General features: G+C 54.4%; 23 protein-coding genes. 7 read left to right on the top strand and 16 right to left on the bottom strand.

What is annotated here, in order from left to right; genetic code table 11:
- Positions 1 to 69 precede the first annotated feature (69 nt).
- Positions 70 to 1,053, bottom strand: a complete 984-nt coding sequence (gene acuI, locus NQH49_RS15825; protein ID WP_256697343.1) for an acrylyl-CoA reductase (NADPH) — start codon at positions 1,051 to 1,053, stop codon at positions 70 to 72.
- A gap of 289 nt (positions 1,054 to 1,342) precedes the next feature.
- On the opposite strand from acuI, the gene NQH49_RS15820 reads away from it, so the two are divergent.
- On the top strand, positions 1,343 to 3,493 hold the full coding sequence (locus tag NQH49_RS15820) for an ornithine decarboxylase (protein WP_256697342.1): 2,151 nt from the start codon (positions 1,343 to 1,345) through the stop codon (positions 3,491 to 3,493).
- A gap of 101 nt (positions 3,494 to 3,594) precedes the next feature.
- Here NQH49_RS15820 and mltC read toward each other — a convergent pair whose 3' ends face one another.
- From mltC to mutY, 3 genes are read right to left on the bottom strand one after another with little or no spacing between them, the layout of a single operon-like run.
- Positions 3,595 to 4,674, bottom strand: a complete 1,080-nt coding sequence (mltC, locus tag NQH49_RS15815) for a membrane-bound lytic murein transglycosylase MltC (RefSeq protein ID WP_008107227.1) — start codon at positions 4,672 to 4,674, stop codon at positions 3,595 to 3,597.
- Positions 4,675 to 4,728: 54 nt separating this feature from the next.
- Complete coding sequence (locus NQH49_RS15810) at positions 4,729 to 5,001, bottom strand: oxidative damage protection protein (protein ID WP_007890330.1); 273 nt, start codon at positions 4,999 to 5,001, stop codon at positions 4,729 to 4,731.
- Positions 5,001 to 6,086: an A/G-specific adenine glycosylase gene (mutY, locus tag NQH49_RS15805; RefSeq protein WP_256697340.1), complete on the bottom strand. Its 1,086-nt coding sequence runs from the start codon at positions 6,084 to 6,086 to the stop codon at positions 5,001 to 5,003. Before mutY ends, NQH49_RS15810 begins: the two co-directional genes overlap by 1 nt.
- Positions 6,087 to 6,240: 154 nt before the next feature.
- Between mutY and trmB the strand changes: the two genes are divergently transcribed.
- The 3 genes from trmB (at position 6,241) to NQH49_RS15790 (ending at position 8,196) form a co-directional block, all read left to right on the top strand.
- Entirely contained in the window at positions 6,241 to 6,960 is a 720-nt protein-coding gene (trmB, locus tag NQH49_RS15800) for a tRNA (guanosine(46)-N7)-methyltransferase TrmB (protein ID WP_008107230.1), read from the top strand.
- Entirely contained in the window at positions 6,960 to 7,286 is a 327-nt protein-coding gene (locus NQH49_RS15795) for a YggL family protein (RefSeq protein WP_008107231.1), read from the top strand. Before trmB ends, NQH49_RS15795 begins: the two co-directional genes overlap by 1 nt.
- A gap of 193 nt (positions 7,287 to 7,479) precedes the next feature.
- The gene (locus NQH49_RS15790) at positions 7,480 to 8,196 is read left to right on the top strand and encodes a YggN family protein (protein WP_256697339.1); all 717 of its coding nucleotides are present in this window, start codon (positions 7,480 to 7,482) and stop codon (positions 8,194 to 8,196) included.
- 34 nt (positions 8,197 to 8,230) lie between these two features.
- On the opposite strand, the gene hemW is transcribed toward NQH49_RS15790, so the two are convergent.
- From hemW to NQH49_RS15770, 4 genes are read right to left on the bottom strand one after another with little or no spacing between them, the layout of a single operon-like run.
- Positions 8,231 to 9,385 (bottom strand): radical SAM family heme chaperone HemW, encoded by a 1,155-nt coding sequence (gene hemW / locus NQH49_RS15785; protein WP_256697338.1) that lies wholly within the window; start codon positions 9,383 to 9,385, stop codon positions 8,231 to 8,233.
- Positions 9,378 to 9,971: an XTP/dITP diphosphatase gene (locus tag NQH49_RS15780; RefSeq protein WP_256697336.1), complete on the bottom strand. Its 594-nt coding sequence runs from the start codon at positions 9,969 to 9,971 to the stop codon at positions 9,378 to 9,380. The genes hemW and NQH49_RS15780 overlap by 8 nt, the downstream gene beginning before the upstream one ends.
- Positions 9,972 to 9,991: 20 nt before the next feature.
- The gene (locus NQH49_RS15775; RefSeq protein ID WP_008107240.1) at positions 9,992 to 10,546 is read right to left on the bottom strand and encodes a YggT family protein; all 555 of its coding nucleotides are present in this window, start codon (positions 10,544 to 10,546) and stop codon (positions 9,992 to 9,994) included.
- A gap of 12 nt (positions 10,547 to 10,558) precedes the next feature.
- On the bottom strand, positions 10,559 to 11,266 hold the full coding sequence (locus NQH49_RS15770; RefSeq protein WP_256697335.1) for a YggS family pyridoxal phosphate-dependent enzyme: 708 nt from the start codon (positions 11,264 to 11,266) through the stop codon (positions 10,559 to 10,561).
- Positions 11,267 to 11,282: 16 nt separating this feature from the next.
- Between NQH49_RS15770 and NQH49_RS15765 the strand changes: the two genes are divergently transcribed.
- Positions 11,283 to 12,275 (top strand): type IV pilus twitching motility protein PilT, encoded by a 993-nt coding sequence (locus NQH49_RS15765; protein WP_256697334.1) that lies wholly within the window; start codon positions 11,283 to 11,285, stop codon positions 12,273 to 12,275.
- Positions 12,276 to 12,326: 51 nt separating this feature from the next.
- Here NQH49_RS15765 and ruvX read toward each other — a convergent pair whose 3' ends face one another.
- The 8 genes from ruvX to metK all read right to left on the bottom strand — a co-directional run bounded on the left by ruvX (position 12,327) and on the right by metK (position 19,708).
- Positions 12,327 to 12,743, bottom strand: coding sequence for a Holliday junction resolvase RuvX (ruvX, locus tag NQH49_RS15760; RefSeq protein WP_256697333.1), 417 nt, complete (start codon positions 12,741 to 12,743; stop codon positions 12,327 to 12,329).
- The gene (locus NQH49_RS15755; RefSeq protein WP_256697332.1) at positions 12,743 to 13,306 is read right to left on the bottom strand and encodes a YqgE/AlgH family protein; all 564 of its coding nucleotides are present in this window, start codon (positions 13,304 to 13,306) and stop codon (positions 12,743 to 12,745) included. The genes ruvX and NQH49_RS15755 overlap by 1 nt, the downstream gene beginning before the upstream one ends.
- 82 nt (positions 13,307 to 13,388) lie before the next feature.
- The gene (gene gshB, locus NQH49_RS15750; protein ID WP_256697331.1) at positions 13,389 to 14,333 is read right to left on the bottom strand and encodes a glutathione synthase; all 945 of its coding nucleotides are present in this window, start codon (positions 14,331 to 14,333) and stop codon (positions 13,389 to 13,391) included.
- A gap of 77 nt (positions 14,334 to 14,410) precedes the next feature.
- A complete protein-coding gene (rsmE, locus tag NQH49_RS15745; protein WP_256697330.1) occupies positions 14,411 to 15,142 on the bottom strand; it encodes a 16S rRNA (uracil(1498)-N(3))-methyltransferase in 732 nt (243 codons plus the stop codon).
- A 73-nt stretch (positions 15,143 to 15,215) separates the two neighbouring features.
- On the bottom strand, positions 15,216 to 15,923 hold the full coding sequence (endA, locus tag NQH49_RS15740; protein ID WP_256697328.1) for a deoxyribonuclease I: 708 nt from the start codon (positions 15,921 to 15,923) through the stop codon (positions 15,216 to 15,218).
- A 113-nt stretch (positions 15,924 to 16,036) separates the two neighbouring features.
- Positions 16,037 to 16,549, bottom strand: coding sequence for a SprT family zinc-dependent metalloprotease (locus NQH49_RS15735; protein ID WP_256697327.1), 513 nt, complete (start codon positions 16,547 to 16,549; stop codon positions 16,037 to 16,039).
- A gap of 118 nt (positions 16,550 to 16,667) precedes the next feature.
- On the bottom strand, positions 16,668 to 18,062 hold the full coding sequence (locus NQH49_RS15730) for a sugar porter family MFS transporter (protein WP_256697325.1): 1,395 nt from the start codon (positions 18,060 to 18,062) through the stop codon (positions 16,668 to 16,670).
- Positions 18,063 to 18,553: 491 nt separating this feature from the next.
- Entirely contained in the window at positions 18,554 to 19,708 is a 1,155-nt protein-coding gene (gene metK / locus NQH49_RS15725; RefSeq protein ID WP_061720231.1) for a methionine adenosyltransferase, read from the bottom strand.
- A gap of 783 nt (positions 19,709 to 20,491) precedes the next feature.
- Between metK and speA the strand changes: the two genes are divergently transcribed.
- Together speA and NQH49_RS15715 are read left to right on the top strand one after the other, a co-directional pair.
- A complete protein-coding gene (speA, locus tag NQH49_RS15720) occupies positions 20,492 to 22,471 on the top strand; it encodes a biosynthetic arginine decarboxylase (RefSeq protein WP_101761914.1) in 1,980 nt (659 codons plus the stop codon).
- Between the two features lie 714 nt (positions 22,472 to 23,185).
- Entirely contained in the window at positions 23,186 to 23,875 is a 690-nt protein-coding gene (locus NQH49_RS15715; RefSeq protein ID WP_256697324.1) for an EAL domain-containing protein, read from the top strand.
- Positions 23,876 to 24,079: the final 204 nt, after the last annotated feature.

Genomic DNA, 24,079 nt, shown 5'->3' with positions numbered 1-24,079 from the left:
TAGGGTGGGCATTTATGCCCACCAGGCCGTGATTGATGTGTATAAGGTCGCCATGAATGGCGGCCCTACTCAGCGGCAATCGACGATCAATCTGCCGCGTACTTTACCGGCCAGCAGCTGCTCGGCACCTTCACGCGCTTCGCTCAGCGGAATCACTTTGGTTAACTGCTGTAGCAGGTCGCCATCCACCAGTTCCGCCAGGCGCTGCCACGCCTGCTGACGCAGCGGTTTGGCGCACATCACGCTATCCACGCCCGCCAGCACCACGCCGCGCAGAATGAACGGCGCGACGCTGGTCGGCAGATCCAAACCTTGCGCCATGCCGCATGCCGCCACCACGCCATCGCGCTTGATGCCCGCTAACACATTGGCCAGCGTGTGGCTGCCAACGCTATCAATCGCCGCCGCCCAGCGCTCTTTCGCCAGCGGTTTGCCCGGCTCGCTCAGCTCTGCGCGATCGATGATCGATGTAGCGCCAAGCGTGTTGATCAGGTAATCGCTATCGCTGGCGCGACCGCTGGACGCAATAACCTCATAGCCGAGACGCGCCAGTAAGCTGACGCTGAAACTGCCCACGCCGCCACTCGCGCCGGTGACTAAAACCGGGCCGTGCTGCGGCGTGATGCCCTGTTTTTCCAGCGCCAGTACGCACAGCATGGCGGTTAAACCAGCGGTGCCAATCGCCATGGTTTGTAGCGGGCTAAGTGCGGCCGGCACTTTCACCAGCCAGTCGCCCGAAACGCTGGCTTTCTGCGCCAGTCCGCCCCAGTGTTTTTCGCCTACGCCCCAGCCGGTGAGCAGCGCCACATCGTCTTGCTGCCATTCGGCATGGCGGCTGCTGATCACCCGGCCAACAAAATCGATGCCCGGCACCATCGGGAATTGCCGCACAATCGGGCCTTTGTTGCAGATGGCGAGTGCGTCTTTGTAGTTGAGCGTGGAGTAGCTTACTTCGAGGGTGACATCCTGATCGGGCAGTTGTTTTTCTGACAGATCTTTCAGGGATGTGCGGTATCCCTGTTCATCATTTTCAATGACCAATGCCTTGAACATGCAGCCTCCGGCTGGTTGAGGAAAGTGGGGTAATAGTACTCCTTTTTTGCCCTCACCCTAACCCTCTCCCACGAGAGGGAGAGGGAATGTTAAGAACGGCTCAATCGGCTCCCTCGCCCGCTTGCGGGAGAGGGCTGGGGTGAGGGGCCGCGCAGCGGTTGTTCCCGCAAAAAAAAGATGACATGATTGCGCCCCAGTTAGTGATCAACTCCCAGATTTACTTCGCCGAGGAAACCTCCTCATTGCTGTGCCATCGGCACCCACTCATCCTCTCTCAGGGATTTGTGTTATGAACCCATTGAAAATTGCTGCCAGCGTTGCTGTAGCGCCAACCCTTAGTCTGAACACTGCGCGCGACGTGGTGACGCTGGACAATACCGACTTTACCGATGTCGCTGCGGTCGTGATCACCTTGTCGGACACGCGCAGTGGCGTGCTGACGCTGTTACGCAAAATCGGCTTTAATCTGCCGGTGTTTGTCGCCAATGCGTTCGATGAAGAAGTGCTGAAGCTGCCCGGCGTCACCGGTGAAATTAACGGTGCGCCAGAAGAGTGGGACGCGCTGGAAGACGCCGCGCAGGCCTATGAAGCCGAGTTGCTGCCACCGTTCTTCGACACGCTCACGCGCTACGTCGATATGCAGAACAGCACGTTTGCTTGTCCGGGACATCAGGGCGGCGCTTTCTTCCGCAAACATCCGGCGGGACGTCAGTTTTATGAGTTCTACGGCGAGAACGTTTTCCGTTCTGATATGTGCAACGCCGACGTTAAGCTCGGCGATCTGCTGATCCACGAAGGCTCAGCCAAAGACGCGCAGAAGTTCGCGGCGAAAGTGTTTAACGCCGATAAAACCTACTTCGTGCTTAACGGCACCTCCAGCGCCAACAAAGTGGTGACCAACGCGCTGCTAACGCGCGGCGATCTGGTGCTGTTTGACCGTAACAACCACAAGTCCAACCATCATGGCGCGCTGATTCAGGCGGGCGCGACGCCGGTCTATCTGGAAGCGGCGCGCAATCCGTTTGGCTTTATCGGCGGCATTGATGCGCACTGTTTTGACGATGCTTATCTGCGTGAAGAAATCGCCAAAGTGGCACCCGATCGTGCCAACGATCAGCGACCTTTCCGCCTGGCGATTATTCAGCTCGGCACCTACGACGGCACGGTGTACAACGCGCGTCAGGTGGTCGATCGCATCGGTCATCTGTGCGATTACATCCTGTTCGATTCGGCGTGGGTTGGCTACGAGCAGTTTATTCCGCTGATGGCCGGCTGTTCGCCGCTGACGCTCGAGTTGAACGAGAACGATCCGGGCATCTTTGTGACGCAATCGGTGCACAAGCAGCTGGCCGGTTTCTCGCAGACGTCGCAAATTCACAAGAAAGACAATCACATCCGTGGGCAGAAGCGTTTCTGTCCGCACAAGCGTCTTAACAATGCGTTTATGCTGCACGCCTCAACCAGCCCGTTCTATCCGCTGTTTGCTGCGCTGGATATCAACGCCCGCATGCACAAAGGCGAAGCGGGACGCAGCATGTGGCACGAGTGCGTCACTATCGGCATTGATGCGCGCAAAGCGATTCTGGAACGTTGTGAGATGATCCAGCCGTTCCTGCCGGAGAAGGTCCACGGCAAACTGTGGCAAGCGGCGGAAACGGAAGCCATCGCCGCCGATCCCGCTTACTTCAGCCTGGAACCGGGCGCGAAGTGGCACGGCTTTGAAGGTTACGCGCAACAACAGTATCTGGTTGATCCGTGCAAGCTGCTGCTTACCACGCCGGGCATCGATGCCGCCAGCGGTGAGTACACCAGCTTCGGGATTCCCGCGACTATTCTGGCCAACTATCTGCGCGAGAACGGCATCGTGCCGGAGAAGTGCGACCTCAACTCGATTCTGTTCCTGCTGACGCCAGCGGAAACGCCGGAGAAGATGGCGCATTTGGTGGCGATGCTGGTGCAGTTTGAGCAGCACGTACGCGAGGATGCGCTGCTGGCGGAAGTGCTGCCGAGCGTGTATCGCAAGAATATCGAGCGCTACAAAGGTTACACGCTGCGCCGCTTGTGTCAGGAGATGCACGATCTCTACGTCAGTTTCGACGTTAAGGATCTGCAGAAAGCGATGTTCCGTTCAGCCTGCTTCCCGCCGGTGAAAGTGAATCCGCAGGATGCGCATCAGGCCTACATTCGTGGCGAAGTGGAGCTGGTGCCGATTGCCAAAGCCGAAGGGCGCATTGCGGCCGAAGGTGCGTTACCGTATCCGCCGGGCGTGTTGTGCGTAGTACCTGGCGAAGTGTGGGGCGGCGCGGTGCAGCGCTATTTCCTTGCGCTGGAAGAGGGCATCAACCTGCTGCCGGGCTTCTCGCCTGAGCTGCAAGGGGTTTACACCGAAGAAGATGAGAGCGGGCGTTTGTGTCTAGTGGCGAATATGATGGTGAGCTGATTGCCCTCACCCTAACCCTCTCCCGCTAGCGGGAGAGGGAATTTTTAGCTCCTTCTCCCGCAGGCGGGAGAAGGTTGGGATGAGGGGCAAACCGCACCAGCTTAAAACCGACGATAACTGCGCTGCGCCTGGCTCACTTTATACAGATAACGACGCGATTCCGCCGATGGATGGTTGGTGGTCAGCGTCTGGTAAACTTCCGTCGGCGACATACTATTTATCGACGAGAACGCGCGATCCTTATCGCTGGAGAACACGCGCAGCACGCTGCCCGCACCGCCGTTGTAGGCCGTAATCACCGCATAACGCCGTGATGTCGGATCCTGAATCCCACCTAAATAACTTCTCTGCAGCAGCGATAAATACGCGGTGCCCGCATCAATATTATTCTCAGGATCAAGCAGATAGCTGCGGCTTGGTTTGCCGCCTTTGCCCTTCATGCGGAACACATCGACACCGGCGGTATGCTGCACCACCTGCATCAGTCCCAGCGCATCAGCATGGCTCACCGCATACGGGTTGAAGCTCGATTCAATCTGCATAATAGCCAGAATCAGTGACGCATCGACGCCATATTGCTCAGCGGCTTTACGCACCATCGGCAGATATTTGTGCGCACGCTTGTCGAGGTGGTTGGGCACCATCGGAATGGTAACCGACCAGATGACGTGCAATCCGGAGGTGCGTTTCTGCAGTTTGTTTTGAATCAGGTAATCAGCAAAGCTACCGGCGCGGCCCTGCCAGCGAATCGGCTGGCCGGTATTATCCAGCACCTGGCCGTACAGCAGCGGCTCTTTACTGATTTGAATATCGTTGGCATCGGAGTAGAGATCGACATTGCCCGGATCTTCGCCAATCAACAGCGTGGTGATGATCGCCTGACGCAGGCTGGCCATCGGATCGGTGCCGGAAATGGTCTCAATGGTGATGCTACCGCTGTCAAAATTGATGTGACTGCGGGTGTAATAGCCGTCGCTATATTTGACGTAATCTTTCGGTCCGGCGATCAGAACTTCATTGATTCCCCAAATGTTTTCAATATTGTGGGCAAACTGACCCATCAAAATATCAAAACCGTTGGTGTCCTTGACCCACTCTTCATGGTACTGCGATTTTTTTTGTCCGGAGCAGGAGACCAAAAGTGGTGCAATCACCAAGAGCGCTATCAGTTTTTTATTCATTGTTAATGCGTGCCTGAATCGAAAAAGAGGGCCTCAAAGGGAAGCCCTGAACGGTTATTTTTCTGGCGGGGTGTAACCTTCAATGTGCACATCTTTGCCTTCGAACAGGAAATTGATCATCTCCTTCTCCAGCACTTTGCGATCTTCCGGGTTCATCATGCTCAATTTCTTCTCATTGATCAGCATGGTTTGCTTGGACATCCACTGCTGCCAGGCTTCTTTGGAGATCTCATTAAAGATGCGCTTACCCAGCTCGCCAGGATAGAGCTGAAAGTCCTGACCCTCAGCGTCGCGTTGCAGATAAGTACAAAAAATGGTGCGGCTCATTACTCTTCCTCTTCGGTCGCGTCTGCTCGACGCGTAAGCTGCTGGGGATGGCGCATTTCATGCAGCAAGCGCTCAACCGGCGCCGCCAAACCCACTGACGGTGGTTGCGCTAAGTTATACCAGAGACCGCCCGCTTCATCCATCAGCGACCCAGCGGAAGGCCATGCGAGCCACATAGGCACAATGTCTAAGTGGAAATGGCTGAAGGTGTGGCGGAATGCGGTGAGCTGCTGCGGTTTGGCATGAATGCCGCGCTCGGTTAGCCAGTCAGTTAGCGCTTGCTCAGTTGTAAACTGCGGAAAGCAGAACAATCCGCCCCACAGGCCAACCGGCGGACGCTGCTCTAACCACACATCATCACCATCCTGCATCATCAACATCCAGCCACTGCGTTCTGGCAAAGTCTGCTTAGGTTTCTTGCCGGGATATTCAGCCCAGCTGCTGTTGGCATAAGCAACGCATCCGCTATTGAGCGGGCAGATTTCGCATTTAGGGCGTGAGCGAGTACATACTAACGCGCCAAGGTCCATCATCGCCTGATTGAACTGGCTGACGCCTGCCGCTGGCGTGACCTCTTCGCTGATCTGCCACAGCCGTTTTTCAACGTCCTTTTTACCCGGCCAGCCGCCCACCGCGTAGCAGCGCGCCAGCACGCGTTTTACGTTGCCATCCAGAATCGGGAAGTGCAGACCCAGCGACAGCGACAACACCGCGCCCGCAGTCGAACGACCAATGCCCGGCAGCGCCGCAACATCGTCAAAGTTTCGCGGGAACTCGCCGCCGTGCATCTCCACCACCTGTTTCGCGGCTTTGTGCAGATTACGCGCACGCGCGTAATAGCCGAGACCGGTCCACAGATGCAGCACTTCATCCAGCGGCGCAGCCGCCAGATCGGCCACCGTTGGGAAGCGCGCCATAAAGCGTTCAAAATAGGGAATGACGGTAGCAACCTGGGTTTGCTGCAGCATCACTTCAGAGAGCCATACCTTGTACGGCGTTTTCTCCTGCTGCCACGGCAGGGTTTTGCGACCAAAGCGCTGATACCAATCCAGCACTTGTTGCGCGAACGTCGGCGCTTGCATCATAAGAAGGAAATTTTCCGTGTTTACTCTACAATCAGGCAGGAATTCCAGCACAGAGACCTCAGGGTGTAAACCGGAACATTGCAAAGGCTTGCTTCTGCTTCCTAACTTTGCATAATGCCCGTTTCCCAGAACAGGCTAACCAGCAGGCTTCAACATGATTAATGACGTCATCACCCCAGAATTTGATGAGAACGGGCGGCCATTACGCCGTATCCGCAGTTTTGTGCGCCGTCAGGGGCGCTTAACGAAAGGACAGCAGCTCGCGCTCGATAATTTATGGCCGGAGATGGGCGTGGAGTTCCAGCAGGAGCCGCTGGATCTGGTGACGCTGTTTGGCCGAGACGCGCCGGTGGTGCTGGAGATCGGTTTCGGCATGGGCGCCTCGCTGGTGACCATGGCGCAGAATAATCCGCATCAGAACTTCCTCGGCCTGGAAGTGCATGCGCCGGGCGTGGGTGCTTGCCTGGCATCGGCGAAGGAAGCGGGCGTGGAAAACCTGCGCGTGATGTGTCACGACGCGGTGGAAGTGCTGCAGAAGATGATTCCGGATAACTCGCTGCGTATGGTGCAGCTGTTCTTCCCGGATCCGTGGCACAAAGCGCGCCATAACAAACGCCGCATCGTACAGGTGCCGTTTGCTGAGCTGGTGATGCGCAAATTGAAGCTGGGCGGCGTGTTCCATATGGCGACCGATTGGGAAGCCTACGCCGAACATATGTTGGAAGTGATGAGCAGCATCGACGGATATAAAAATCAGTCGGAAAGTAACAATTACGTGCCGCGTCCAGAAACGCGTCCGTTAACCAAGTTTGAGCAGCGCGGGCAGCGACTGGGCCATGGCGTGTGGGATCTGATGTTTGAGAGGGTGAAATAATGGCCGTACAGCGTAGCCGTCGTTTGCGTAAAAAACTGCATATTGATGAGTTTCAGGAATTAGGTTTCTCCGTCGCCTGGCGTTTTGCCGAAGGCACCACCGAGGAGCAAATCGACGCCACTGTTGATCAGTTCATTAATGAAGTGATCGCGCCGAATGGTCTGGCGTATGACGGCAGCGGTTATCTGGTGTGGGAAGGTTTGGTGTGCTTGCAGGAAACCGGCAAATGCACTGATGAGCACCGCGAGCTGGTGCGTAAGTGGCTGGAAGCCCACAACCTGACCGATGTGCAGGTGACTGAACTCTTCGACGTTTGGTGGGACTAATATACTGCTCTTCTGAGTAATCGCTTCAGGCTAGCTCACTTGCTATTTTGGCACCGGGCAGTGCGCGCATTCCTCACGTACTAATGTACGCTCCGGATGCTTGCGGCTTCCCGCCACCAAAATCGCTGCGCCGCCGACGCCTGACCTGTACGAAAGGCAAGGCATCGGCGGTTTTTCGTTTATGGGAGATTTCATGGTTCGTAAGGCACTTATCGCCGCGCTGCTGCTGGCGGCAACTCAGGCTCAGGCTGCATACGAGTGCAGCGTCAAGCCACAGGATGATGTGATCATTAAACCGCAGAGCGTGCAGGTGGTGGGAACCAACGGCAACCTCGAAATCACTCCGCAGGGCGATGTGCAGTTCAATGGTCAGAAGATCAACGTGGATAACGCCGCGCGCCAGAAAGCCATCGATTATCAAAACGCGCTGCGTCGCGATTTGCCGTGGATCGATAGCGGCGCGACCTCGCGTCTGGAGCGCAGCCGCGTGGCGCTGGATAAAGTGATTGTCGAGAAGCTCGGCGAGAACAGCAACGTACGTAATCGCCTCACCAAGCTGGATGGTCAGCTTAAGCAACAAATGAACCGCATTATCGAGCATCGTCCAGACGGTTTGACCTTCCATCATCAGGCCATCGATCAGGTGCGCGCGGAAGGCGAGAAGCTGGTGCAGAGCACGCTCGGCGGCATCATGCAGGATAGCCTCAACGAAATGGGCAGCAGCCAGGCGGCAAATGGCAGCAATCCACTGCAGGCGATCATGGGAAACCTTGGCGGCCTACAGCAGTCGGTGCAGGCGGAATGGAATAAGCAGGAACAGGATTTCCAGAACTTCGGCCACGAAGTGTGTAACCGCGTTACCGTGCTGGAAGATCAGCGTAAAGGCTTGATGCAGGGCGTTAAAGGTTAAAAAACTAAAAGGCCGGTTTCCCGGCCTTTTTTACTCACTCATCTTCGCTTAAGAACAGCTCCAGCAGCGAGTTCAGGAACAGTTTCCCTTTCTCTGTAATTTGCCAGTTCTCAGTGGTTTCCACCACGTATCCCGCACTTATCGCCGCATCAATTTGCGGGCGAATCACCTGCTCATCCATGCCGGTATAGCGACGGAAATCGGCGCGCGGTGCCGCTTCCAGCAGGCGGAAACGGTTCATAAAGAATTCGAACGGTTTGTCGTTCTCGGCGACGTCGTGCTGCTTATCGAGATAGGTGCCTTTCATAAAGCCGCGCGGATGACGGGTTTTCACCGTACGCACAATGCGACCATCGGCCTGCGTCAGCTTGCCGTGCGCGCCACAGCCAATGCCGAGGTAATCACCGAAACGCCAATAGTTGAGATTGTGCTCGCAGCGATAACCCGGTTTGGCATACGCCGAGGTTTCATACTGCTGATAACCCGCAGCGCTCAGTAGTTGATGGCCTTGCTCAAAGATATCCCACAGCGCATCGTCATCCGGCAGTTTGGGCGGACGCGAACCGAATAAGGTATTCGGCTCAATCGTCAGCTGATACCACGACAGATGTGGTGGATTGAGCGCAATCGCCTGGCGTAAATCATCCAGCGCTTCTTCCAGCGACTGATCCGGCAAGCCGTGCATCAGGTCAAGGTTAAAGCTGCGCAGACTTAAACCTTCCGCCAGCTGTGCCGCGCGCACCGCTTCTTCCGGCCCGTGAATACGGCCAAGGCGCTCCAGCTTCTGCGGACTGAAACTCTGCACGCCAATCGAAATACGGTTAATACCGGCTCTCTGGTAGGCGCTAAAGCGATCGGCTTCCACGGTGCCTGGATTGGCTTCCATGGTGATTTCCGCCTCGGCCGCCAGCGGTAAACGCGCACGCACGCCGTCCATCAGCATCTGCATCGCATTACTGCTTAGCAGGCTTGGCGTACCGCCGCCGATGAAAATAGTGCGCACTTCACGCCCGCCGGTCAGCGGCAAATCCTGTTCGAGATCGTTAAGCAGGTGCTGCACATACTCAATGTGCGGCACCTCGCCTTTTAACGCGTGAGAGTTGAAATCACAGTACGGACACTTTTGCACACACCACGGAATGTGGATGTACAGGCTTAAAGGCGGCAACTCAGGTAAAAAATCAGGCATTGCGCATCGCTTCCAGCAGCAGCGTCAATGCTTTACCACGGTGAGAGACGGCGCGCTTTTCGTCTTTACTCAGCTCTGCCGCCGTTTTACCTGATTCAGGGACATAGAAGATGGGATCGTAACCGAAACCGCCAACGCCCGCTGCCGCACGGGTAATTTCACCGGCCCAGCTACCGTGGAACACCAGCGGCGTTGGATCGGCGGCGTGACGCACGTAAACCAGCACGCAGTGGAATTGCGCCTGACGTTCGCCATCCGGCACCTTTTCCAATGCTAGTAGCAGCTTATCCAGATTTTGCTGATCGCTGGCATCAACGCCCGCATAGCGCGCGGAGTAAATCCCCGGCGCGCCGCCCAGCGCATCGACCGCCAGACCGGAATCGTCGGCAATCGCCGGTAAGCCGGTGATCTCCGCCGCATGGCGCGCTTTCAGAATGGCGTTTTCGATAAAGGTCAGGCCGGTTTCTTCCGCCGACTCAACGCCGAGTTCGGTTTGCGCCACGATATCAAGCCCGAAGGCCGCTAACAGATCGGCCAGTTCACGAACTTTGCCCGGATTACCGGTCGCGAGAACAACTTTTTGCATAACAGTTCCAGATAGACGAATTACAGCAAATACCAAAGACCTGGGAACAGGTCCATGCCGAGGAAATTCAGCGCGTACAGCACCAGAATCACAATCATGGCAGAGAAATCGATACCGCCCATCGCCGGCAGAATACGGCGAATTGGCGACATCAGCGGTTCAGTCAGCTGCATCAAAACCTGATCCACCGGGCCGCGACCCTGGCTGATCCAGCTCATCAGCGAACGAATGATGATCACCCAGAACACCAGATAACCGGCGGATTTCACCAGCGACAACAGGCCAACCAGCAGGTTGGTGGGATCAACCGAGAACACGCCAACCTGAATCAGCAGCAGGATCGGATATTTCAGCGTCGTCAGCACAAAGGCCAGCAGCAGCGATGCGGTATCAATCGGCCCAATTGCCGGAATCACGCGGCGCAGCGGCTTGATAATCGGTTGGGTGATCTTCACGACAAACTGCGCCAGCGGATTGTAGAAGTCACAGCGCGACCACTGCATCCAGATGCGCAGCAGCAGCACCATCACGTACAAATCGATCAGCGTTTTGACTAAAAACGTCAGTGTTAACATGAGGTTCCTCAATTATTGTTGTGAAGGTCGCGCATAATCCCGCGCGCCAAAAACGGCGGTGCCAATACGCACCATGGTGCTGCCCGCGGCGATAGCCGCATCCATATCGTCGCTCATTCCCAGAGAAAGCGTATCGACGTCAGGATAATCCTGTTTTAAGGCATGAAACGCGGCGGCCATCTGCTGACACACCGCCAGTTGCCGCGCGTAGTCTGACTCCGGCGCCGGAATCGCCATCAGCCCGCGCAAGCGCAGCTGCGGTAATGTGGCGATCTGCTGCGCCAGCTCCGGCAACGCCTCCAGCATGATGCCAGATTTGCTGTTCTCGTCACTGATATTTACCTGAATTAACACGTTGAGCGGCGGCAACGACGCCGGGCGCTGATCGTTCAGGCGCTGCGCGATGCGCTGGCGGTCAACGGTGTGGCACCAGGCGAAGTTTTCCGCCACCAGACGGCTTTTATTGGATTGCAGCGGGCCGATAAAGTGCCATTGCAAATCAGGATGTGCGGCCAGCTCAGCCACTTTTTCAACCCCTTCCTGCACGTAATTTTCACCGAACGCTTGTTGTCCAGCGGCAATGGCTTCTGCGACCGCGCTCGCAGGTTTGGTTTTGCTCACTGCAAGCAGCGTAATTTCTTCTGGCGCGCGGCCGCAACGTGCGGCGGCAGCGGCGATACGCTCACGCACTTGCTGTAAGTTGTGCTCAATGGAAGTCATAGTCAGGAGAAGTTAAATGGAGTTGGATGAAATTGTGGCCCTTAGTGTAAAGCATAACGCCGCCGATCTGCACCTTTGCAGCGGACATTTGCCGCACTGGCGGCGACAAGGTGTGCTGGAGCCGATTCCGCAGCAGAGCGCGCTGGATGGCGGCTGGCTGGAAGCCTTTATGCAGCAGTGGCTGACGCCACCGCAACAGGCCGAGCTGGAGGAGGACGGCCACGTTGACTTTGCCATCACGCTTGCCAGCGGCATTCGACTGCGCGCCAATCTGTTTATGCAGCGTCACGGTTTATCGCTGGCGCTGCGGCTGATTGCCAGCCAGGTGCCCGATCTCAGCAGCCTGCATTTGCCGGAGGTGGTGAACCAGCTGTTACAGCTGGAAGAGGGGCTAATTTTAATTACTGGCGCCACCGGCAGCGGTAAATCCACCACGCTGGCGGCGATGGTGGATTGCCTGAACCGCCAGCAGGCGCGGCATATCCTGACGATCGAAGATCCGATTGAGTTCGTGCATCACAGCCAGCGCTCGCTGATTCAGCAGCGCGAGGTCGGCGCGCACTGCGCGTCGTTTCAACACGGGCTGAAAGCTGCGCTGCGTGAAGATCCTGATGTGATTCTGCTCGGAGAATTGCGCGACAGTGACACGATCCGTTTGGCGCTCACTGCGGCAGAAACCGGGCATCTGGTGCTGGCTACGCTCCATACGCGCGGCGCAACCCAGGCGGTCGATCGGCTGGTGGATGTGTTTCCCGCCGAGGAGAAAAACCTGGTGCGTACCCAATTAGCGGGCAGCCTGAAAGCGGTGCTGGCGCAACGTTTAGTGCCGGCGAAAGCGGGCGGGCGTGTGGGTTTGTTTGAAGTGTTGGTGGCGACGCCGGCGGTGGCGAACCTGATTCGCGAAGGCAAGATGCATCAGTTGCCCGGCGTGTTGCAAACCGGTGCGCAGGCGGGCATGCAGACATTTGCGCAGAGCGAGCAGGCGCGGCAGTTGGCGGGGATGATTTAACATGTTGTTATATTGGTCGCCATGAATGGCGACCCTACGAAAATGCGGGCTTTAATGCGTATCAAACCAATCTTCGAGGATGATCACTGCAGATTGGGAATCGACCTGGCCTTTCTGCAACGCACGGAAACCGCCGCGTTCAAACAGGTCGGCACGCGCTTCAACGGTGCTCAGACGCTCGTCCTGCATCTCGACGCGTACACCAAAACGGCCATGCAGGCGATTGGCGAACTTACGCGCGCGCGCGGTGAGCTCCTGTTCGGTGCCATCCATATTCAGCGGCAAACCCACTACCACATAATCGGGCTGCCACTCTTTCAGCAGCTTTTCGATCAGCTTCCAGTCCGGCGTGCCATCCTGCGCTTTTAGCGCCGTCAGCGCACGGGCGGTGCCCGTTAGCTGCTGACCCACCGCAACGCCGATGCTTTTGGTGCCGAAATCGAAGCCCAGTAAGGTTTCACTGGCCATCAGGCGTGTCCTGCATCGGTGGCGATATTGTGAATATCGACACCTAAACCGCGTGCCGCTTCACGCCAGCGCTCAGCGATGGGCGTCTGGAACAGAATATTGGTGTTAGCCGGTGAGGTGAGCCAGGCATTCTCCAGCAGCTCATCTTCAAGCTGACCTTTCTCCCAGGCGCAATATCCCAGCGCCACCAGCACGTTATCGGGCTGTGAAGTGGTACCGATCGCTTCCAGCACATCACGCGAGGTGGTGATCACCGTGGTGTCTGAGATACGAATGCTCGAGGAGTAAATGTGCTGCGCCGAGTGCAGGATGAAACCACGATCTTCCGCCAGCGGACCACCGGCAAACACCGGCTTGTCCAGTTTAATGGCAGGATCGCGTTCGGATGCGCTAATTTTTAGCTTTTTCAGAATGCCTTCGACCGTCAGGTTATCCATCGGCTTATTGACGATCAAACCCATGGCGCCATCTTCATTGTGCTCGCAGATATAAACTACCGAGCGTTTGAACAGTGGGTCCTGCAGCGACGGCATCGCAATTAAAAAATGATGCTGTAAATTCATTATCACTCGTATACCAAAAATAACCGGCGCAGCCGCGGCAGCGCCGGTTTTGGGTGTTCACGGAGTGGAGACTCCGACGGCATCAGCCCAGGCGTTTCTCAATGGCATCCATCAGCATGCCAGTGATCGATATCGGGAACGCGGCCTCGATTTCACATACGCAGGTTGGGCTGGTCACGTTAACTTCAGTCAGTTTATCACCGATGATATCCAGGCCGACAAAAATCAGCCCTTTAGCTTTCAGCGTTGGGCCGACGCGACGCGCAATTTCCCAGTCGCTGTCGCTCAGCGGACGCGCTTCACCACGGCCACCGGCCGCCAGGTTGCCGCGCGTTTCGCCGCCTTGCGGAATACGCGCCAGGCAGTACGGCACCGGTTCGCCATCCACCACCAATACACGTTTGTCGCCATCTTTAATCGCTGGCAGATAGTTCTGCGCCATGCAGAAGGTCTGGCCGTGATTGGTTAGAGTTTCAGTGATCACGCCGAAGTTGGGATCGTCCTGCTTCACGCGGAAGATCGATGCGCCGCCCATGCCGTCCAGCGGCTTCAGGATCACGTCGCCATGTTCCTGCCAGAAGGCGCGCAGCTGCTCTTTATTGCGTGTGACCAGCGTATCAGGCGTCAGGTCGGCGAACCACGCGGTATAGAGCTTCTCGTTGCAGTCGCGCAGGCTCTGCGGTTTGTTAACGATCAGCGTGCCTTGCTCCTCTGCACGTTCCAGCAGGTAAGTGGCGTAGATAAATTCGGTGTCGAACGGCGGATCTTTACGCATCAGCACCACGTTAAGATCGGCCAGCGGGATATTCTGCTCGCTGCCAAACGTGTACCAGTTGTCGTAGTTCTGCTCAACGCTCAGCAGACGGGTGCGCGCATAGCTCACGCCACCGCGCAGGGAGAGATCGCTCATCTCCATGTAATGAATTTCGTAACCACGGCGCTGCGCTTCCAGCAACATGGCGAAGCTGGTGTCTTTTTTAATGTTGATGGACGAAATGGGGTCCATAACGATGCCAAGCTTAATCATTATTCTCTCCTAAATGGGGAAGCAACTACCCCGAAAGCGTTGTGCTGTGAAGTTACGTTCGAACCCGAAAGTATCGCTTAACCGAGGTCACCAAACCTCACCTGAAGTGCCGTAATGGCGGTGAGTGCGGTGGTTTCGGTGCGCAACACGCGTGGTCCAAGCAGAATATCGGTAAAACCCTGCTGCGCAGTCATGGCAATTTCATCGGCGGTTAAGCCACCTTCCGGGCCAATCAGCAGGCGCAGACGCTCAACCGGCTGCGGCAATGTGTTGATGCTGTGGCTGGCGCGCGGATGCAAATTGAGCTTCAAACCGTCTTCGGCTTCCGCGCACCAGGCTTGTAACGTCATCGGTTCGCGAATTTCCGGCACACGATTACGGCCGCACTGTTCACAGGCGGCGATCGCGATTTTCTGCCATTGCTGAATCTTTTTCGCCAGTCGCTCGGCATCCAGCTTTACGCCGCAGCGTTCAGAAAACAAGGGCGTAATCACATTCACGCCAAGTTCGATCGATTTCTGGATAGTGAATTCCATTTTTTCACCGCGCGACATTACCTGGCCGAGGTGTAAATGCAGCGGGGATTCACGGTCATCAGCCTGACTGGCAAGGACCCTTACTTTTACACGCTTTTTATCAGCCTGGGTGATTTCGGCGCTAAAAGTCAGATTACTGCCATCAAACAGCTCAATTTGCTGACCGGCCGTCATGCGCAGCACGCGTCCAACATGGTTAGCGGCATCCTCATCGAGGAAGACGTCACTGTTAACTTCGAGAGATTCGGGATGATAAATGCGAGGTATACGCATGCGGTTCCTGCCAGCGTTATGCCGTGTCAGCAGACACGGCGCAATCGAAAAAAGCTAGTGTAGGGTAGCGCTTTTAGCGCTGGCAAGCCTGCTGTACGTAGGAATTGTGATTTCCCTGCACTTTGGCGATGCGATTGTCGCGCTCGCACTCCCACGTCGTCACCGGATATTGCTTATCCCACGCGGTAAACAGCTGGGTTTGCTGGCGCGACAGGCGCAGATGATATTGGTCGCGCATATAGAAGTAAGTGCGGGCAATGGCGCCACGCGCACGCTCCGGCGGCTGCGCCAGTTTCTGCTTAAAATCAACCTTCATGCTGCATTGACCGTACTGCTGTTCGCCGCCGTTCCACTGGCTGTACTGGAAGTTATTGCGGTCGCCGTTTACCTCACCAATCGCGGGCTGCAGGTTGTGCAGATCGCTTTCGATGCGACGGTAATCGGCATCCTTGCTGCAGCTTTTGCGTCCGCCGTTCTGCCAGCATTGACGCTGATGGCCGAACTCCCATGCGGGCATCACATGTTCCCACTCAATACGTTCGGCGCGATTAGCATTCTTACGCACGCTGTAACCGCAGCTGTTTAAATCGGGCACGCCCTTTTTGCCGTGCCAGCTGATTTTGCAGCCGCAGTAAAAGTCGGCGGGCGCATCAGCGTTGATCTGCGCGGCATAAGTTTTGGCCTGACTAAAATTGTTTTGATGATAGTGAGTAAAACTGAGGCTATAAGCGCTAAGCGGGGCAACTAATAAGGTAAGTAACAGCAGCGTTTTGCGAGACATATTCCAAAAATTAACCTGGTCCTGAAAAAGGGCGGCAGGGTAACAGAATGATCACGTACGGGATATGAGATTAGGCTATGTTGCTGAACTATATTACAAACTCTATTGCTAAACTATTTCGATAAAAACTCACCGGGTTGCAGCAGCGATTTGCAGTGTACGCAGCGATATTCGCTTTCACCGCGCAGCACGCGGTTATGGCGACGTACCGTAAGCTGATGCTGCTGGCAGCTGCAGCGATAGGGAAAGGTGTTGCTGCGCACCGAGTCGATTTCAAACTTGTGGGTGCGACGCGCAGGCACACCGAGCACGCTCTCCATCATCCATTTCCACTCTTTGCCGTGCGGTGGCACGCGGCCAAAAGTTTTCCACACCAGCAGATGCGCCAGTTCGTGCGGCACTACTTCATCAACAAATGCCTGCTGATTCTCCAGCAGCAGCACCGGATTGATGCGGATTTCCCACCTCTCCAGCCATGCGGTGCCCGCAGCGGTGCCGCGCTGCTGATAGATCAAAGAGGGCTCATCAAAACGGCGTTCCAGCTTTTCGTTAGCCAGCTGCAAATAATGGCGCAGTGAGCGCATGACGGCTTGCTGTAAGGCGATGGGAAGGCGTGGTGTTTTCATGTGGGGCAGCATAAAAGTTTGCAGCGGTTGAATCAACTGAGTGTGCAGTGGTCGCCATTAATGGCGAACCTGTAAAAAAGGGCTGCCAGTTGGCAGCCCTTGCATTCGCTTATCGGGATTACTTTTGACCGATATCGCGCAGTTTTTTGCCCTGCATCAGGTTGCGCTCGATGTGCTCCAGCGAGACGTTTTTGGTCTCTGGAATCAGCGCCAGCGTCAGCAGAATGAAGAACACGTTCAGACCGGCGTAAACCCAGAAGGTTGGCGCGTTGCCCAGCGTATTCAGCATGGTCAGGAAGGTGGCACCCACGATCATATTGGCAATCCAGTTGGTCGCGGTGGAAACCGTGATACCGAAGTCGCGGCCTTTCAGCGGCTGAATCTCGGAACACAGGACCCAAATCAGCGGACCGGCAGACATCGCAAAACCAACGATAAACATCAGCAGCATCGCCACCGCGAAGTACTGCGCTTCTGGCGAGTGAATGCCAATGTGCAGCATGGTGCCAAGGATGCCCATACCAATCGCCATCACCATGAAGCCCAGCACCAGCGTTGGTTTACGGCCCCAGCGATCCACCAGACCGATAGCAATAAAGGTGGCCAGTACGTTCACCAGGCCGACAATTACCGTGCCCCACATTTGCTGCGTGGTGTTGGCGAAGCCAGCGATTTCGAAGATCTTCGGCGCGTAATACATGATGACGTTCATACCGGTGAACTGCTGCATTACCTGCAACAGCACGCCAAGGAACACCGCGCGGCGGAAGTTGCTGTTGCTCTGGAACAGCTGCCAGCCTGACTGTTTGATTTTCAGGCTTTCACGGATTTCATCCAGCTCGCGTTTTGCTTGCTCGCTGGTATCACGCAGACGCGATAACACGCGCTCAGCACTGCGGAAATCACCTTTAGCCGCCAGCCAGCGTGGGCTGTTCGGCAAGAAGAATACCCCGATGAGCAGCAGCACCGCTGGAATGGTGATGATGCCCAGCATCCAGCGCCATGCGCCAGCATCACTGAACGCGGTATCGGAGAGATACGCCGCCAGAATACCGATGGTGATCATCAGCTGGTACAGCGAAATCATGCTGCCGCGAATCTTCTCTGGCGCGATTTCAGAGAGATACAGCGGCGCGGTGTAAGAGGCGACACCAACGGCCAGGCCAAGCACCACACGTGCGGCGATCAGCATTTCCGGGCTGGTTGCGCCGGCAGACCACAGCGAACCGATAACGAACAGAATCGCACCGGCCATCAGGCTTTTTTTACGACCGAGACGCGATGACATCCAGCCGCTTCCCACAGCACCAACAGCAGCACCAAACATCATTGAGCTGACGATCCACTCTTGCTGATGTGCGGTGACGTTGAAGTCTTTCGCGATGAAAGGCAGCGCACCGGCGATCACACCGATATCCAATCCAAACAGCAAGCCGGCCAGCGCCGCTAAAAAGCAGACAAACAAGGTCATGACCTTATTTGAAGTTCTGCTCTTATTAGTATTACCAGGCATGAAGCCTCCAAAGTTTATCCATCGTTGTTGTTATCAATGTTATGAAACCTGTCGGCGGAAAAAAGTGAGTAAGATCACATCAGTGTAATCGGTTACACACGCTGAAACCCTGCAATCCAGCATTTTCCGCCCGAAATAGTTACGTAACCAGTAAGGTATAGCACCCTTTAAGTTTCTGACATCGCACTAAATACCGGCAATCAGAGGACGCTGAAAATAACGCATTTTCACGTTAATAACTACGCTGAAAAATCTCTAAATTGCCGATTGTTAAAGGATTTCAAAATGTAATCGTTATCACCAAGTTGTAAGCGAGGTGAAAGAAGTGTAGACAGTGGAGAAAAATGTGCCTGCCGATGCAAAGCCATAAAAAAAGCCCGCCAAAAGCGAGCTTCGATGTCAAATCGTGCAGCGTCTCCCTCTCCCGTGGGAGAGGGCCGGGGTGAGGGCATCAGGCCGCAGAGAACGGCATCAGCCCGCAGAGGAGTCTGTTACTTCAAACCCGCCGCTTCGCGCAGCTGCGCCGCTTTATCAGTCTGCTCCCACGGGAAGTGCTCACGACCAAAGTGACCGTATGCAGCGGTCTCTTTATAGATCGGTTTCAGCAGATCCATCATCTGAATCAGGCCGTATGGACGCAGGTCGAAGAACTCGCGTACCAGCAGCGTCAGCTGCTCGGTAGAAACTTTCTCGGTACCGAAGGTTTCAACCATGATGGAGGTTGGCTCAGCCACGCCGATGGCGTAAGAAACCTGGATTTCACAGCGGTCAGCCAGGCCAGCCGCGACGATGTTCTTCGCCACATAACGTGCGGCGTAAGCGGCAGAGCGGTCAACTTTTGACGGATCCTTACCTGAGAACGCGCCGCCACCGTGACGCGCCATGCCGCCGTAGGTATCAACGATAATTTTACGACCGGTCAAACCGCAGTCGCCCATTGGACCACCGATGACAAAACGGCCTGTTGGGTTGATGTGGTATTTGGTGCTGGCGGTGATCCACTCAGTCGGCAGAACCGGCTTGATGATCTCTTCCATCACCGCTTCACGCAGATCGGCGGTGGTCACATCTTCAGCATGCTGAGTTGACAGCACAACCGCATCGATACCGACAATTTTGCCGTCATCGTACTGGAAGGTGATCTGGCTTTTTGCATCCGGACGCAGCCACGGCAGTGAACCACTTTTACGCACTTCAGCCTGACGCTGCACCAGACGGTGCGCGTAGGTGACCGGCGCTGGCATCAGCACATCGGTTTCGTTGCTGGCGTAGCCGAACATCAGGCCCTGATCGCCCGCGCCTTGTTCCAGCGGATCGGTACGGTCAACGCCCTGATTGATGTCTGGAGATTGCTTACCAATCGCGCTCAGCACTGCGCAAGAGTTCGCATCAAAGCCCATATCGGAATGGACATAGCCGATTTCACGTACGGTATTACGGGTGATCTCTTCGATATCCACCCAAGCGCTGGTGGTGATTTCACCGCCAACCAGCACCATACCGGTCTTCACGTAAGTTTCGCAGGCCACGCGCGCTTTAGGATCCTGCTCGAGGATCGCATCCAGCACGGCATCGGAAATTTGGTCAGCGATTTTATCAGGATGTCCTTCTGATACGGACTCAGATGTAAAAAGGTGTTTAGCCATTCTGTTCTTTACCTTAAAAATGGTTTGAATACGACTGCATAGCGTAAGCGGGATCAGACCGACTCGACGCCCCTTCAGGCAAAGCCGCAAGCAGTGGCAGCGAGAGCATTAACTCACACCGCCTGGATGTTAATCAGTTTAGATGGAAAACCATCTGGACGGCTATTCTAGGTTACTCAGTGAGCACTTTTCCAGTGCTTTTTCCGATCCCGCATTTTCCGCAACATCATAAGTGGAATCATTTCCTGACACCGCGCGCAGTTACCTGACAAAGATTTTGCATTTTACCCCGCGTGGCTGTATAAAACGCCGCTGCTGTCGACCACAGCCGCAAAGGATGACGCCGCCGTGCGTCGCGCCGTCAGATGCCATTTAATCTGACCTTCACCCAAGCCGTTTCTCGCATGCTTTAAGCAGGCGATGGAGGTGATTAAAGTAATGAACCACTCTTTCTCTCGCTTTGGTTCACTGCGCTGTTGCGGCGCGCTGGCACTCCTTTCACACTCCAAACCCGTTCTTTTCTCCTATCGACGTTGTGTTCATTCTCCCGACACGCGCGCCGGTTAACATTTCTCTGCATCTATTACTGCATTTCGCTGTCTACAGACCGTGGAAGTCTCAGGCTATTTGCCCCGACTTCGGTGCGGTGTTTTACACTTAGAGTCAGCTTTGTACACTGCAACCTTACAGAGGCAGCAAGCAGGATGAGGCAATTTTTACCTGGCGCCACCATGACAAAACTCGGTAACAAATTCATATTTCAACGGAAAATTGAGGTTCGCGATGTCTGACGACATGAAGAATATCAAGGGTTCGTCAGCTGGCGAACAAGGCGTACTCCGCTCCATGCAGGAGGTGGCAATGAACGATCAGGAAGCGAGCAGAATGCTGCGTACCTACAATATTGCCTGGTGGGGAAACAATTATTACGACGTCAACGAGCTGGGGCACATCAGCGTGTGTCCCGATCCGGATCAGCCGGAAGTGCGCGTTGATTTAGCGAAACTGGTGAAAGAGCGCGAAGCCGACGGCCAACGTCTGCCAGCGCTGTTCTGCTTCCCGCAGATTCTCCAGCATCGTCTGCGTTCGATTAACGCTGCCTTCAAACGCGCGCGTGAATCTTACGGCTATAAAGGTGACTACTTCCTGGTTTACCCGATCAAGGTTAACCAGCATAAGCGCGTGATTGAATCGCTGGTCAACTCTGGCGAACCGCTGGGCTTAGAGGCCGGTTCGAAAGCCGAGCTGATGGCGGTGCTGGCCCACGCCGGCAAAACCCGTTCGGTGATTGTCTGCAACGGCTATAAAGACCGCGAATACATCCGTCTGGCGCTGATCGGTGAAAAGCTCGGCCACAAAGTTTATCTGGTGATCGAGAAGATGACCGAAGTGCGTCTGGTGCTGGAAGAGGCCGAGCGCCTGAACGTGATTCCGCGTCTTGGTATCCGCGCGCGTCTGGCGTCGCAGGGCTCGGGCAAGTGGCAGTCGAGCGGCGGTGAGAAATCGAAGTTTGGTCTGGCGGCATCGCAGGTGTTGCAGCTGGTCGACATTATGCGCAAAGCGGGTCGTCTCGATAGCCTGCAGCTGCTGCACTTCCATCTTGGTTCGCAGATGTCCAACATCCGCGATATCGCCACCGGCGTGCGTGAGTCGGCGCGTTTCTACGTTGAACTGGCGAAGCTGGGTGTCAACATCAAATGTTTCGATGTGGGCGGCGGTTTGGGCGTGGACTATGAAGGAACACGCTCGCAGTCAGATTGCTCGGTCAACTACGGTCTGAATGAATACGCCAACAACGTGATTTGGGCCATCGGCGATGCCTGTGAAGAGAACGGTCTGGAGCATCCAACCGTGATCACCGAGTCAGGTCGTGCGGTGACGGCGCACCACACCGTGCTGGTGTCCAACATTATTGGTGTTGAGCGTAATGAGTTCAGCACGCCGGTGGCACCGGATGCCGATTCACCGCGTCCGATTCAGAGTTTGTGGGATACGTGGCAAGAGATGCACGAACCTGACGTGCGTCGTTCGCTGCGCGAATGGCTGCACGATAGCCAAATGGATCTGTTCGACATCCATACCGGTTATTCTTCTGGCACCTACGATCTCGGTCAGCGCGCCTGGGCAGAGCAGCTTTATCTGAGCATCTGCCACTATATTCAGCAGCATCTCGACCCAAGCAACCGCGCGCATCGCCCGATCATTGATGAGCTACAGGAGCGTATGGCGGATAAGATTTACGTCAACTTCTCGCTGTTCCAGTCAATGCCGGATGCGTGGGGCATCGATCAGCTGTTCCCGGTGCTGCCGCTGGAAGGGCTGAATAAGATGCCGAAGCGTCGCGCGGTATTGCTCGACATCACCTGTGACTCCGATGGCACCATCGATCACTACGTCGATGGCGATGGCATTGCCACCACCATGCCGATGCCGGAATACGACATCGACAATCCGCCGATGCTCGGCTTCTTTATGGTGGGCGCGTATCAGGAAATTCTCGGCAACATGCATAACCTGTTCGGTGATACCGAAGCGGTTGATGTGTTTGCGTTCCCGGATGGCAGCGTGGAAGTGCAGCTGTCGGATGAGGGCGATACCGTAGCGGATATGCTTGAGTACGTGCAGCTGAATCCTAACGATTTGATGACGCTGTTCCGCGATCAGGTAACGCAACAAACGGATATAGATGAAGAGCTGCGCGCGCAATTCTTGTCTGAATTCGAGAGTGGCTTGTACGGTTATACCTATTTAGAAGATGAGTAATTAATTGTTCTTAAACCGAGCTCGCAAGGGCTCGGTTTTCGCTTTTCCTGCTATATCCGCGCCTGGCAACAATAATTTAATTTGATTTGTGAAGACGATCACCTTTGGCTTATTTGTAACCCGCCACGTAAATCCCACATTTACCTCCCCAAATGCTATCTCCTTCTTTTCTCTAATAAAGCGAGTCGGCAACGCTGATTATTTTCTTAATATCCTTACCTTACTTACTGATTCATCATGGATTAAGCAGTTATTCTGTTATGTATTCTTTGCAATGCATAATAAAAATTTAAACATTAAGGTTTTAATAGTCACCATAGAAATTAGTGGTTATTGGCGCTTTTTGGAAGCATAGATGCCAGATAAAATATTTTGCAATTTGAGTTAAGGAGAGCTATCAAATCGTGCGGAATCTTTTTTTATCATTATTTTTCAATTCGATAATGTTTTTACAGATCTATTAAAGTAAACGATAAGTTAAATTAGATTAAGAATTTTCTGAGCTTTTGTGAATTTTAGAGAAATTTACTTACGTTATTGATTGATTTAAACGATTGAAGTTGCCTGAAGTGTTTACTGAAATCTATTTCTCAAAGTGTAAGTAGTACGTTAACCTTCAGTTAAGACATTAAGTTTTATCAATGTTTACCTTACTTCTTACATGAGAAATCCTGACAGTTTAAGGCTATCAGGCAGTTGCAGTAAGGATATGAAATGAGCAATCAACCGAAGGCAGTGTTCTTGTTGGAGCCGGTTTACGATTTGTCCGGCCAGGTGATTGCCAGGGAATTGTTAACGCGTCTTGCAGACGACGCAGATATCAATAATAAGCGTAACCCTGAAAGGGATGTTGGGTTCTTCAGTCAGCTTTCTGCTGACGTTAAATGGCAGTTATTCCTCCACCAGATCGAAAAACTTATTCAGCTATACCAGAAAGGGTTTGACCAGATTGTCAGTGTCAATGTTGATAGAGATATCGTAGCCAGCATTTTTAAAGATGCTGAAATGCAAGAAAAACTGGCTCAACTGACGCTGTTGCGTCTGGAAATATCAGCATTCTTTACTGCGCGATTTAATAGCGCCGATCTGTTGATTTTAAAAGGTGTCGCGAAAGTGACGCCGGCCCCTTTATGGCTCGATGACTTTGGTCCGGGTTATTCCAACCTTTCCATGTTTGATAGCGGAATATTTGAAATCGTCAAGATTGACAAAGAATTTTTTTGGCAATTTGGCAACGGTCGCACCTTTGACATTCTGCTCAACCATCTCAACGAATTATGCAACGGCGTCATCGTTGAGGGTGTTGAAAATCAACAACAGGTCGACCTGCTGGCGCATAAAGCAATTTATGGCATGCAGGGCTATTTGTGGCAGAGCGTCTATCTCGATGATTTATTAGCTTAATCCTGAAATTATTGAGTTGGTTTCATCCCTCGGGGAAGTAAAAAAATGTCAAAGCCTGGGCTTTATGCGTTTCACGTCATTTGTGCCCGGCCGCTTGAGAATAAATATATTTTTCCCGTGGTGATTTTAAGAAATAAAACCAATCAGTTATCAGGATGGCGGCTAAACAAAACTCAACGCGATTTCATTCTCAGCCTGTATGAA

The organism is Pantoea trifolii (genome assembly GCF_024506435.1).
Taxonomy (GTDB): Bacteria; Pseudomonadota; Gammaproteobacteria; order Enterobacterales; family Enterobacteriaceae; genus Pantoea; species Pantoea trifolii.
Note: the sequence above shows the minus strand (reverse complement) of the source record. Positions and strands in the feature narration are given on the sequence as shown.

What these genes read in the sequence shown, in the direction of transcription:
- endA (WP_256697328.1), bottom strand. Translation starts at nt 15,923, where the DNA reads ATGTCTCGCAAAACGCTGCTGTTACTTACCTTATTAGTTGCCCCGCTT.
- NQH49_RS15790 (WP_256697339.1), top strand. Translation starts at nt 7,480, where the DNA reads ATGGTTCGTAAGGCACTTATCGCCGCGCTGCTGCTGGCGGCAACTCAG.
- gshB (WP_256697331.1), bottom strand. Translation starts at nt 14,333, where the DNA reads ATGATTAAGCTTGGCATCGTTATGGACCCCATTTCGTCCATCAACATT.
- metK (WP_061720231.1), bottom strand. Translation starts at nt 19,708, where the DNA reads ATGGCTAAACACCTTTTTACATCTGAGTCCGTATCAGAAGGACATCCT.
- NQH49_RS15765 (WP_256697334.1), top strand. Translation starts at nt 11,283, where the DNA reads ATGGAGTTGGATGAAATTGTGGCCCTTAGTGTAAAGCATAACGCCGCC.
- NQH49_RS15715 (WP_256697324.1), top strand. Translation starts at nt 23,186, where the DNA reads ATGAGCAATCAACCGAAGGCAGTGTTCTTGTTGGAGCCGGTTTACGAT.
- NQH49_RS15730 (WP_256697325.1), bottom strand. Translation starts at nt 18,062, where the DNA reads ATGCCTGGTAATACTAATAAGAGCAGAACTTCAAATAAGGTCATGACC.
- NQH49_RS15820 (WP_256697342.1), top strand. Translation starts at nt 1,343, where the DNA reads ATGAACCCATTGAAAATTGCTGCCAGCGTTGCTGTAGCGCCAACCCTT.
- acuI (WP_256697343.1), bottom strand. Translation starts at nt 1,053, where the DNA reads ATGTTCAAGGCATTGGTCATTGAAAATGATGAACAGGGATACCGCACA.
- speA (WP_101761914.1), top strand. Translation starts at nt 20,492, where the DNA reads ATGTCTGACGACATGAAGAATATCAAGGGTTCGTCAGCTGGCGAACAA.
- trmB (WP_008107230.1), top strand. Translation starts at nt 6,241, where the DNA reads ATGATTAATGACGTCATCACCCCAGAATTTGATGAGAACGGGCGGCCA.
- mutY (WP_256697340.1), bottom strand. Translation starts at nt 6,086, where the DNA reads ATGATGCAAGCGCCGACGTTCGCGCAACAAGTGCTGGATTGGTATCAG.
- mltC (WP_008107227.1), bottom strand. Translation starts at nt 4,674, where the DNA reads ATGAATAAAAAACTGATAGCGCTCTTGGTGATTGCACCACTTTTGGTC.
- hemW (WP_256697338.1), bottom strand. Translation starts at nt 9,385, where the DNA reads ATGCCTGATTTTTTACCTGAGTTGCCGCCTTTAAGCCTGTACATCCAC.
- rsmE (WP_256697330.1), bottom strand. Translation starts at nt 15,142, where the DNA reads ATGCGTATACCTCGCATTTATCATCCCGAATCTCTCGAAGTTAACAGT.
- NQH49_RS15770 (WP_256697335.1), bottom strand. Translation starts at nt 11,266, where the DNA reads ATGACTTCCATTGAGCACAACTTACAGCAAGTGCGTGAGCGTATCGCC.
- NQH49_RS15755 (WP_256697332.1), bottom strand. Translation starts at nt 13,306, where the DNA reads ATGAATTTACAGCATCATTTTTTAATTGCGATGCCGTCGCTGCAGGAC.
- NQH49_RS15810 (WP_007890330.1), bottom strand. Translation starts at nt 5,001, where the DNA reads ATGAGCCGCACCATTTTTTGTACTTATCTGCAACGCGACGCTGAGGGT.
- ruvX (WP_256697333.1), bottom strand. Translation starts at nt 12,743, where the DNA reads ATGGCCAGTGAAACCTTACTGGGCTTCGATTTCGGCACCAAAAGCATC.
- NQH49_RS15795 (WP_008107231.1), top strand. Translation starts at nt 6,960, where the DNA reads ATGGCCGTACAGCGTAGCCGTCGTTTGCGTAAAAAACTGCATATTGAT.
- NQH49_RS15735 (WP_256697327.1), bottom strand. Translation starts at nt 16,549, where the DNA reads ATGAAAACACCACGCCTTCCCATCGCCTTACAGCAAGCCGTCATGCGC.
- NQH49_RS15775 (WP_008107240.1), bottom strand. Translation starts at nt 10,546, where the DNA reads ATGTTAACACTGACGTTTTTAGTCAAAACGCTGATCGATTTGTACGTG.
- NQH49_RS15780 (WP_256697336.1), bottom strand. Translation starts at nt 9,971, where the DNA reads ATGCAAAAAGTTGTTCTCGCGACCGGTAATCCGGGCAAAGTTCGTGAA.